Genomic DNA, 9862 nt, shown 5'->3' with positions numbered 1-9862 from the left:
CGCAGCCCGTTCGACCGGTCAACGGTCGATCGGGCTGCGCCGCCCACGTTTTCCCCCGGTTTCCCGTGGCATCCCCCCGACTGCAGGAACATTCGTTCATCAGGAGGCGATGACCATGGCGGAGAGCCACCGTTCGGCGGAGACCGGCGAGTACGTGACCGAGGAGACCGCGGAGCAGAACCCGCGCACCACCCTCGGCGAGAACGAGGCGCACGAGGGCGACAACCGGCGCGACCGATCGGCCATCACCGGCCACTTCGTCAAGCCGGACACCAGCCGCAGGCACCCGGACACCACCGTCACCGAGAACGGCTGACCCGTTCATCCGGGCCGCTCCGGGGTACCACACCCGGTACCCGAGGAGAGGAGCTGCCGTGAGCGAGCAGAAGAAGACCGGCGAGGACGAGCCGAAGGGCGGCCGTCCCGGCCCCACCGATCAGGGCCGGGACGGCGGCATGGCCACCCGCGAACACGCTCCGGAACTCACCGAACCGGACGAGGACGATTCCGGGGACTGATCCCCGGACCGCGGCCCCGATACCGACCACCGGTCGGCCGCGCACCCGAACCGGGCGAAATGTTTCCCCCGGCCGGTCACACCGGACAGCACTGCCACGACACAGTCCCGGAACTATCGGACGATCGTGGAAAGGCAGGTCAGGTGAGCAGGTCTGGAATGGTCGCGGTGGGTGCGGTGCTCGCGGTGTGCGGTGCGGCGCTCGGTGCGGGTCCGGCGGGCGCCGACATGTCGCTGAACGGAACCGACCCGGTGGCGAGCGGCTGCGCGGCGAAGACGTCGGTGACGGCGAATCTGCCGCTCCCCGACGATCGGGGCGAGACGACCGCGCTCACGCTGCGGGTGCTGCGCTCGGCGGCCTGCGACACCACCTGGGTGGAGATCGACAACCCCTACCCGGACGGGGCGGTCGAGGTGCACACCCTGATCGCGGTGGCCGCCACCGACATCATGTACCAGCGCACCGCCGCGCGCGCCGGACGGCAGATCTCACCACAGGTCTTCGCGCCCGGCCGCACCTGCGTCAAGGTCTCGGCGACGGTGACCAGCGCGGGCCGGGTGCTGGCCGGCGGCGGACCGGCGACGAAGATCTGCTGAATCGAGCTGATCAGCGGTGCCGCGGAGCCGGTTTGGCACCGCGGGCCAGGGGTAGCTCGGCGCCGACCACGGCACCGAAGAAAGGCACTCCCATGGCATCCATCGGATCGACCCCGCGCACCGGCGACCGCTCGCCGGTGCGGGGCGCGGCATTGATCGTCGGCGCGGTCTTCCTGCTGGTCGGCATCCTGGGCTTCATCCCCGGTGTCACCACGAACTACGACACGCTGCAGTTCGCCGGGCACCACTCCGAGGCGAAGCTACTCGGGCTGTTCCAGGTCTCCATCCTGCACAACCTGGTGCACCTGGCCTTCGGCGCGGCCGGGCTGATCGCCGCGCGGGCGATCCGGACCGCGCAGCTGTACCTGATCATCGGCGGCGCCATCTACCTGGTGCTGTGGCTCTACGGCCTGGCCATCGACGAGCACAGCGACGCCAACTTCGTGCCGCTGAACACCGCCGACAACTGGCTGCACTTCGGGCTCGGCGTCGGCATGATCGGGCTCGGCGTCCTGCTCGGCAGGCGCGCCGTCGACCGCGGGGCGCACGGCTCGGCGATCTGACGCACGACCGCGACACCCGGTGGCTCCCGCGCGAACATCGCGGGAGCCACCGGTTGTCCGCTCAGAGGTAGCGGGAGACCACCCGCCCCCTGGCGAAGGCGATCACCCTGGTGCCGGGCAGCACCGAGGGTTCGCTCAGCTCGTGCAGCAACTGCTCCAGCACGGTGGCGGCAGGCACCCGGTCGGTGCCGTCGGTGCTGCCGCCGGGGAAGCGGTGCCGGTTCTCGGCGGTGTAGATCCAGGCCCGATCGTTCCGGATCCCGATCCGGACCACCTGCTCGGCATTGACGAAACCCTCGAACTCGTCGCCGAGGTCGATGAAGGTGGCCATCCACGATCCCTTCGCTGTCGTGCGCGGTACCGCGCACGCCGTCGGACTTCCCCGCATCGGCGCGGCCGAACCCGCTCGTCGCCGCACATTGCGGCAAGCGGTGTGCGCGCGCCCGGCCGGTCTGGTTGACTTCCGAGGTGACCTCGAGTCGCCCGCTTCGGGCCGGGGCACGGTGTAGCCGCCGACCCGCGACGAGCACCGACCCGATGCCGCGCCGCGCGTGCGCCGGGCGCCGCTCCGACCCGACTCGAAAGTCACTCGGAGCCATGGTTTCACAGCGAGGATATCGGTCGCGCACCCCCGTCGGCACATCCGGCGGCCCAGCTTCGGCGGACCGGTGCGATCCCGGTCCGGCCCACACATCGGAACGAGGACGGCAATGACGGAGACAGCGGCGCCCGCGGGCCACCAGTCCGACCAGGTCGAGCTGCGCCAGCTGCTGGCCGGGCTGACCGCCGTGCGCGACGGCGACTTCGGCACCAGGCTGCCCGCCGACGCCGACGGGCTGCTCGGCGAGATCGCGACGGTCTTCAACGGCATGGTCGACCAGCTCTCGCTCTTCACCTCGGAGGTGACCCGCGTGGCCCGCGAGGTCGGCACCGACGGGCGGCTCGGCGGCCAGGCCGAGGTGCCCGAGGTCTCCGGCACCTGGAAGGACCTCACCGACTCGGTGAACGCCATGGCGGGCAATCTCACCGCGCAGGTGCGCAATATCGCCCAGGTGACCACCGCGGTGGCGCGTGGCGACCTCACCCAGAAGATCCGGGTGGACGCGCGCGGGGAGATCCTGGAGCTCAAGGAGACCATCAACACGATGGTCGACCAGCTCTCGTCCTTCGCCGACGAGGTCACCCGCGTCTCCCGCGAGGTCGGCACCGAGGGCCGCCTCGGCGGGCAGGCCGACGTCAAGGGCGTCTCCGGCACCTGGCGCGACCTCACCGACTCGGTGAACTTCATGGCGGGCAACCTCACCGCGCAGGTGCGCTCGATCGCCCAGGTCGCCACCGCGGTGGCCAGGGGCGACCTCACCCAGAACATCACCGTCGACGCGCGCGGGGAGATCCTGGAGCTCAAGAACACCATCAACACCATGGTCGACCAGCTCTCCTCGTTCGCCGACGAGGTGACGAGGGTGGCCCGCGAGGTGGGCACCGAGGGGCGGCTCGGCGGGCAGGCCGATGTCAAGGGCGTCTCCGGCACCTGGAAGGACCTCACCGAGTCGGTGAACGTGATGGGCGACAACCTGACCGCCCAGGTGCGCTCGATCGCCCAGGTGACGACGGCCGTGGCGCGCGGCGACCTCACCCAGAAGATCCGGGTGGATGCCCGCGGCGAGATCCTGGAGCTCAAGGAGACCATCAACACGATGGTCGACCAGCTCTCCGCCTTCGCCGACGAGGTCACCAGGGTGGCCCGCGAGGTCGGCACCGAGGGCAACCTGGGCGGGCAGGCGACAGTGCGCGGGGTCTCCGGCACCTGGAAGGACCTCACCGACAACGTCAACGTGATGGCCTCCAACCTGACCAACCAGGTGCGCTCGATCGCGCAGGTCGCCACCGCGGTGGCCCGCGGTGATCTGAGCCAGACCATCACCGTCGAGGCCAAGGGCGAGGTCGCGGCGCTGGCCGGGGTGATCAACACCATGGTCACCACGCTGTCGGCCTTCGCCGACGAGGTCACCCGCGTGGCCCGCGAGGTCGGCACCGAGGGCATGCTCGGCGGGCAGGCACGGGTGCCGAACGTGGCGGGCACCTGGAAGGACCTCACCGACAACGTCAACTCCATGGCGAACAACCTGACCAACCAGGTGCGCAATATCGCCCAGGTGACGACGGCGGTGGCCCAGGGCGACCTGACCCGCAAGATCGACGTGGACGCGCGCGGCGAGATCCTGGCGCTCAAGACCACCATCAACACCATGGTCGACCAGCTCTCCGCCTTCGCGGCGGAGGTCACCCGCGTGGCCCGCGAGGTGGGGTCGGAGGGCCGCCTCGGTGGTCAGGCCGAGGTCGAGGGCGTCTCCGGCACCTGGAAGCGGCTGACCGAGAACGTGAACGAGCTGGCGGGCAACCTGACCAGGCAGGTGCGCGCCATCGCCGAGGTCACCAGCGCGGTCGCCGAGGGCGACCTGACCCGCTCGATCACCGTCGAGGCCTCCGGCGAGGTCGCCGAGCTCAAGGACAACATCAACTCCATGGTCGGCTCGCTGCGCGAGACCACCACCGCCAACCAGGACCAGGACTGGCTCAAGACCAACCTGGCCCGGATCTCCGGGCTCATGCAGGGCCAGCGCGAGCTGCACGTGGTGGCCGAGCTGATCATGGACGAGCTGGCCCCGCTCGTCCGCGCCCAGTTCGGCGCCTTCTACCTGGCCGACGACACCACCGAGCGGCCGGAGCTGCGGCTGATCAGCTCCTACGGCAGCCCGGAGGACAGCGCGCCGCGGCTGGCGTTCGGGCAGTCGCTGGTCGGGCAGGCGGCGCGCAGCAGGCGCACCATCGCGGTGGACGAGGTGCCCGGCGACTACGTCACCATCTCCTCCGGGCTCGGCCGCACCGCGCCGATGAACCTGCTCGTGCTGCCGATCGGGGTCGAGGACCAGGTGCTCGGCGTGATCGAGCTGGCCTCGCTGCACCGTTTCACCCGCATCCACCGCGACTTCCTGGACCAGCTCATGGAGACGGTCGGGGTGAACGTCAACACCATCATCGCCAATGCCCGCACCGACGAGCTGCTCGTCGAGTCGCAGCGGCTCACCACCGAGCTGCAGGCCCGCTCCGAGGAGCTGCAGGTGCAGCAGGACGAGCTGCAGCGCTCGAATGCCGAGCTGGAGGAGAAGGCGGCGCTGCTGGCCACCCAGAACCGTGACATCGAGGCCAAGAACCTGGAGATCGAGCAGGCCCGCCAGGAGCTGGAGACCAGGGCCCAGCAGCTCTCGCTGGCCTCGAAGTACAAGTCGGAGTTCCTGGCCAATATGAGCCACGAGCTGCGCACCCCGCTGAACAGCCTGCTCATCCTGGCCCAGCTGCTGGCGCAGAACCCGAACCGGAACCTGACCCCCAAGCAGGTCGAGTACGCCGGGATCATCCATTCGGCGGGCTCGGATCTGCTGCAGCTCATCAACGACATCCTCGATCTCTCCAAGGTCGAGGCGGGCAAGATGGAGCTGGCCCCGGAGCAGGTGCCGCTGCGCAAGCTGCTCGACTACGTCGAGGCCACCTTCCGGCCGATGACCACGCAGAAGAGCCTCGGCTTCCGGGTCGGCACCGCGCCGGGGCTGCCCGCCGAGCTGCTCACCGACGACTCCCGGCTGCGCCAGGTGCTGCGCAACCTGCTCTCCAACGCGGTGAAGTTCACCGAGAACGGGTCGGTCGAGCTGCGCATCGAGCCCGCCGCGCCGGGCGAGCTGCCCGCGGCGGCGCGCAGGCACGGCCCCGCCATCGCCTTCCGGGTGATCGACACCGGGATCGGCATCGCCGAGCACCAGCTGGAGTCGATCTTCGGGGCGTTCCAGCAGGCCGACGGCACCACCAGCCGCAAGTACGGCGGCACCGGGCTCGGGCTCTCGATCAGCAGGGAGATCGCCTACCTGCTCGGCGGCGCGATCACCGCGGAGAGCGTGGTCGGGCGGGGCAGCACCTTCACCTTCTACCTGCCGGTGGCGCGCCCCGACTTCCTCCAGGCGCCGGTGCGCGAGGACGTGCGCAGCCCGGAGCCGCTCCCGCTGCCCGCAGGGCCGCCGCAGCCGCGCAGGCTGCTCGTGGTCGAGGAGCGGCCGCAGGGGCTGCTCTCGCTGGTCGCGCAGAGCGCGGTCGCCGACCTCGCCGACAGCAACGACCCGCGCGGGCCGGTGCAGGTGGTGACGGCGATCGGGGTGCAGGAGGCGGCCGCCGCGATGGCCGCGGAGGTGTTCCACTGCGTGGTGCTGGAGCTGAACATGCCCGGTGACGCCGCGCTGCGGCTGCTGGCCACCATGGACGGCGACAGCGCCGCGCGGACCGTCCCGGTGCTGGCGCACAACAACCGCAGGCTCGGCTCCGAGCAGGAGCTGCTGCTGCAGGAGCGCACCGCGCAGCGCCCGCTCGAGCTGCTCTCCAGCCTGGACGAGCTGCGCGAGCGGATCGCGCTGCACATCACCGCCGAGGCGCCGGGCGACGTGCTCCCGCTGGTGCGCGGCGAGGAGAAACCCGCGCCCGCGCCGCAGTGGCCGGACGGGCGGCTGGCCGGGCGCACCGTGCTCATCGTGGACGACGACGCGCGGAACCTGTTCGCGCTCAGCAGCATCCTCGAGCTGCACGGGGTCACGGTGCTGCACGCGGAGAACGGGCGCGAGGGGATCGAGACGCTGGTGGCGCATCCGGAGACCGATCTGGTGCTGATGGACGTGATGATGCCGGAGATGGACGGGTACACCGCCACCTCCACCATCCGGGAGATGCCGCGGTACACGCAGCTGCCGATCATCGCGGTCACCGCCAAGGCGATGCTCGGGGACCGGGAGAAGAGCCTCGCCTCCGGCGCCAACGACTACGTCACCAAGCCGGTGGACGCCGACGCGCTGCTCACCTGCATCCAGCATTGGCTGGGGTCGCGGTGACCGGGACGCGAGCCGGGTCCGGCCCGGCCGGGACGGCGGGCGAGACGGTCGCCGCCGATGGCACCGGCACGGCGGGCGAATCTGCCGCGGCCGACGACGGGACCGGCGTGCCGGGTGGCGAGCGCGCGGCCGGCGGGCCGGTCGTGACCAGGCTGGCGGCGACCGTCGAGCGGCTGCGGGCGGAGGTGGAGCAGGCGCGGGCGACCGCGGACGGGCGGGCGCTGGTCGAGCTGGCGAAGGGCGTGCTGATCGAGCGGCTGCGCTGCGGCCCGGCCCAGGCCGCGCGGCAGCTGGACGCGCTGGCCAGGCGCTCCGGGGTGAGCGTCGTCGACTTGGCGGCCGAGCTGGTCGGCCAGGCCGCGCGGGACGAGACGGGCGCGGTGCCGGTTCCGGTGCCGCAGCAGCCGGCCGAGGCGGTCCGGCTGCGCACCGCGGAGAGCGGGCTGCTGGCCGCGGGCGACCCGCAGCGGGTCGCGCAGTCGCTGCTGGAGCACGCCGCCGCCCCGCTCGGCGCCACCGCGGTGGCGATCTGGGCGGTCGGCACCGACTCCTCGCTCGCGCTCGCCGGTTTCGCCGGGATCGATCGCGCCGAAGCCGAACGGTGGCGCTACCTGCCGCCGGGCGTGGTCACCCCGGCCCGCCAGGCGCTCACCCTGCGCGAACCCCAGTGGATCGCCGACATCGCGGGCTCCGGGCTGCCCTCCATCGGGGCGCGGGAGGGCGGCCGCGCCGCCATCCCGGCAGGCATCGGCGGGCGGCTCATCGGCGTGCTCGAGGTGTGCTGGCCGACGCCGCTCGAGCCGCAGCCACCGCAGATCCGGCGCCAGCTCGAGGCGCTGGCCGAGCTGTGCGCGCACACCCTGGAGTCGGACCCGGTCACCGTCGGCGCCCCCGCCCGGCCCGGCGTCGCCGACCTGGTCCGGCTGGCCGACGGCCTCTTCGACCCGGCGCTGGTGCTGCTGCCGCACCTCGGCCCGGACGGTACGCTCACCGACTTCCGCATCCACCACCTCAACGCCTCCTTCGTCGACCCCGCCGGCCGGCCGCGCGGGCTGGTCGACGGCGCGCTGCTCTTCGAGGCGTACCCGATGGCGGCCAGCGAGGGCGGGCTCTTCGAGCGCGTCGAGCACGTCTTCGCCACCGGCGAGACCTACCGCGCCGACCGGGTGCAGCTCACCGAGCTGGTCGACCAGGTGCCGCTCACCGTCTCCGCCGCGCTCGGGATCAGCAGGCACGGCGCCGCGGTGCTCGTGGTGTGGCGGGTGGAGGACGAGACCGGCCGGCTGGCCGCGCTGCTGCAGCACGCGCAGCGCCTCGGCCGGGTCGGCGGCTTCGAGGAGAACGCCGCGAGCGGCGCGATCACCTGGAGCAGCGACCTCTTCGCGCTGCACGGCCTCGCCCCAGGCGCCGACCCGGTGCCGCTGGCCCGGCTCCCCGAGCACGTGCACGCCGACGACACCGACGCGGTGCGGCGGCTGCTGCGCAGCCTGCTGCGCTACCGCCGCCCCGGCTCCACCTCCTTCCGGCTGATCCGCCCCAACGGCGACACCAGGCACATCCGGATCATCGCCGAGCCGGTGGTGGACAGCGCCGGGCACCTGCTCGCGGTGCGCGGTGCCTACCAGGACATCTCCGCCCAGCACTGGACCGAGGTCGCGCTCTCGGCCACCCAGGACCGGCTCGCGCACACCGAGCAGCACGCCGCCGAGCAGAGCAGGCTCGCCCGCCAGCTGCAGCAGGCGATCATGCCCGCCGCCCAGCCCGTCATCGAGGCGTTCGGGCTGCACATCGCGGTGCGCTACCGCCCCGCCGAGCAGGACCACCTGGTCGGCGGCGACTGGTACGACGCCATCGTGCTGCCGAGCAAGCAGATCCTGGTCTCGGTCGGCGACATCACCGGCCACGGCATCAAGGCCGCTACCGGAATGGTGGTGCTGCGCAACGCGTTACGCGGCCTCGCCGCGACCGGCGCCGGGCCGGGCCAGATGCTCACCTGGCTCAACCTGGTCGCCCACCACCTCACCGACGACATCTTCGCCACCGCCGTCTGCGGGCTCTACGACCCGGAGACCAGGGTGCTGCGCTGGGCCCGCGCCGGCCACCTCCCGCCGGTGCTGATCCGCGACGGCACCGCCGTCACCCTGCCCGAACTCTCCGGCATGCTGCTCGGCGCCGTCGCCGAGTCGGTCTACGAGGAGGGCGCCGAGCAGCTGCAGGCCGACGACATCCTGCTGCTCTACACCGACGGCCTGATCGAGCGCCGCGACCGCTACCTCGACGACTGCGTGCAGCGGCTGCTCGACATCTCGGCCGGCTTCACCGGCACCCTGGACGAGCGGCTCGACCACCTGCTCGACCACAGCGACGCCAACAGCGACGACGACACCTGCGTCGTCGGCATCCAGGTCGGCCGCGGCGATGCTGTCTAGCCCGCGCGGTAGATCCGGCGCGCGGCGAGCACCATGGAGAGCTGCAGCGGCAGCCGGGCCAGCGCGACGGCCTTGAGCGGCTTCGGCAGCCGCTCGTTGCGCACCCAGTCGACCGCCATCTTGATGTTGGCGGGGTAGACCGCGACGAACAGCAGCTCCGCCAGCCGGGCGCCGAGCTTGCGGGTGCCCGGCCGCAGCAGCGCGCCCGCGATCGCGAGCTCGGCGACCCCGGAGCCGAGGGTGTAGAGCCGCGGGCTGCCCGGCAGCTGCTCGGGGATCACCGTGTCGAACGGTGCGGGGGCGACGAAGTGCAGCACCCCGACTCCCCCGAGCAGCAGCGCGAGCCGTCGCGCCGTCCGCTCCTCATCGACCTCGCTCACCGGCCATCTCCTCCACACGTCGAGAATGACGGCTAACTTACCAGCCTCGGGACGGCCCCGCCCGCGTGGCCGGGGGTGGCGACGACACGGGGAGGAAACCGGACGGGTCAGCGACCGCCGGCGGCGGCCACCCTGGCCCAGACGGCCGGGTCGGCGCGCGGGCCGCCGGGGGTGGCGGCGCCGTAGCGGGCGATCTCGGCGTCCAGGTTCAGCGGGCCGGTCATGGCGGCGCCGCCGGCCGCGGGCGGCTACGGCACCCGGGACTGGAAGAGCCCGAGGTCGTGGTCGTGGGCCGAGCCGGCGTGCCGTAGGAAGGCGCCGCCGGGAAAGCCGGCGCCGAGCCGCTCGAAGCCGAGCACTCCCTCGTAGAAGTCCAGGCTGCGCTGCAGCTCCGCGACGTACAGCACGACGTGATTGATGCCGCGCAGCCCCACGCCGTCCTCCTCCG

9 protein-coding genes are annotated in these 9862 nt (G+C 72.3%); 6 read left to right on the top strand and 3 right to left on the bottom strand.

From position 1 onward, the window contains the following. The first annotated feature begins 115 nt into the window (after positions 1-115). From ACFO0B_RS24660 to ACFO0B_RS24645, 4 genes are all read left to right on the top strand, one after another. Positions 116-316 carry a hypothetical protein gene (locus ACFO0B_RS24660; protein ID WP_378614942.1) on the top strand — a complete coding sequence of 67 codons (201 nt, stop codon included), beginning with the start codon at positions 116-118 and terminating at the stop codon, positions 314-316. A 58-nt stretch (positions 317-374) separates the two neighbouring features. Then, positions 375-518 carry a hypothetical protein gene (locus ACFO0B_RS24655; RefSeq protein ID WP_378614941.1) on the top strand — a complete coding sequence of 48 codons (144 nt, stop codon included), beginning with the start codon at positions 375-377 and terminating at the stop codon, positions 516-518. A gap of 143 nt (positions 519-661) precedes the next feature. Continuing rightward, positions 662-1114, top strand: a complete 453-nt coding sequence (locus tag ACFO0B_RS24650; protein WP_378614940.1) for a hypothetical protein — start codon at positions 662-664, stop codon at positions 1112-1114. Positions 1115-1206: 92 nt separating this feature from the next. Beyond that, positions 1207-1677 (top strand): DUF4383 domain-containing protein, encoded by a 471-nt coding sequence (locus ACFO0B_RS24645; RefSeq protein ID WP_378614939.1) that lies wholly within the window; start codon positions 1207-1209, stop codon positions 1675-1677. A 61-nt stretch (positions 1678-1738) separates the two neighbouring features. On the opposite strand, the gene ACFO0B_RS24640 is transcribed toward ACFO0B_RS24645, so the two are convergent. Then, positions 1739-2008, bottom strand: coding sequence for a hypothetical protein (locus ACFO0B_RS24640; RefSeq protein ID WP_378614938.1), 270 nt, complete (start codon positions 2006-2008; stop codon positions 1739-1741). Between the two features lie 379 nt (positions 2009-2387). On the opposite strand from ACFO0B_RS24640, the gene ACFO0B_RS24635 reads away from it, so the two are divergent. Next, positions 2388-6605: a HAMP domain-containing protein gene (locus tag ACFO0B_RS24635; RefSeq protein ID WP_378614937.1), complete on the top strand. Its 4218-nt coding sequence runs from the start codon at positions 2388-2390 to the stop codon at positions 6603-6605. Beyond that, positions 6602-9034 carry a SpoIIE family protein phosphatase gene (locus ACFO0B_RS24630; RefSeq protein ID WP_378614936.1) on the top strand — a complete coding sequence of 811 codons (2433 nt, stop codon included), beginning with the start codon at positions 6602-6604 and terminating at the stop codon, positions 9032-9034. The genes ACFO0B_RS24635 and ACFO0B_RS24630 overlap by 4 nt, the downstream gene beginning before the upstream one ends. Here the strand turns inward: ACFO0B_RS24630 and ACFO0B_RS24625 are convergent. After that, positions 9031-9414: a DoxX family protein gene (locus tag ACFO0B_RS24625; protein WP_378614935.1), complete on the bottom strand. Its 384-nt coding sequence runs from the start codon at positions 9412-9414 to the stop codon at positions 9031-9033. The genes ACFO0B_RS24630 and ACFO0B_RS24625 overlap by 4 nt on opposite strands. 248 nt (positions 9415-9662) lie before the next feature. Then, positions 9663-9848: a VOC family protein gene (locus tag ACFO0B_RS24620; RefSeq protein WP_378614934.1), complete on the bottom strand. Its 186-nt coding sequence runs from the start codon at positions 9846-9848 to the stop codon at positions 9663-9665. Between the last annotated feature and the right edge of the window lie 14 nt (positions 9849-9862).

Source organism: Nocardia jiangsuensis, assembly GCF_042650385.1.
Taxonomy (GTDB): Bacteria; Actinomycetota; Actinomycetes; order Mycobacteriales; family Mycobacteriaceae; genus Nocardia; species Nocardia jiangsuensis.
This window is presented reverse-complemented; position numbering and strand designations above follow the sequence as displayed.